The sequence below is a fragment of the Vibrio sp. 1727 genome, assembly GCF_033344415.1.
In the GTDB taxonomy this organism is placed as follows: domain Bacteria; phylum Pseudomonadota; class Gammaproteobacteria; order Enterobacterales; family Vibrionaceae; genus Vibrio; species Vibrio alginolyticus.
In genome coordinates, this window is record NZ_JAWPOT010000476.1 from 1 (window position 1) to 583 (window position 583).

General features: G+C 46.1%; 1 protein-coding gene. It reads right to left on the reverse strand.

Going from position 1 to position 583, the window contains the following annotated elements:
* The coding region (locus tag R8O10_RS26450; protein ID WP_318192129.1) for a ParA family protein at positions 1–583 on the reverse strand (583 nt) is incomplete at both ends.

Below are 583 nucleotides of genomic sequence, written 5' to 3' on the forward strand. Positions count from 1 at the left end.
GAAATCACTTACAGTTAAATCAAACACAGTGCTGTAGGTGTCTGCACACGTTTCAAATGCACGGCTACGTGGAATGGTTGCCATCATCACTTGGTCACCAAGCAGATAGTTCATTTCCGTCAATACCGAGACTTGCTTCTTGTTGTCGTCTTCGAACATGGTTGGCATTAGACGAACAAACTCTAAGCCATTCCAATCTTCTGGGAACATCTCATAAACCGTAGGCAAATGCTGGAAGAAGTTAACCGTAGATGCCCAGTCTAGACGTTTTGCCGCACAAGGAATTAACAGTGCATTGGACGCGTACATCGCATTCCAAACCAGAGGGTCGACGTGCGGACCGGTATCAATCATGATGATATCGAAGCCATTCGCAATCATGTCGATAAGCTGTTCTTTCAGTAGACGAACGATATCAAGTGATGGGTCTTCATACACCGTTTGCCACGCTTCTGCGTTAAACATAGCATCTTCGGGGAATGCGGAGATTGACTTCAAGTTCGGATATTGCGTCGGCAACAGCACGTTCTTGTGTAAAAATTCGCGGTCGATCTCTACTCCATCAGGCACGTTGCCTAACATG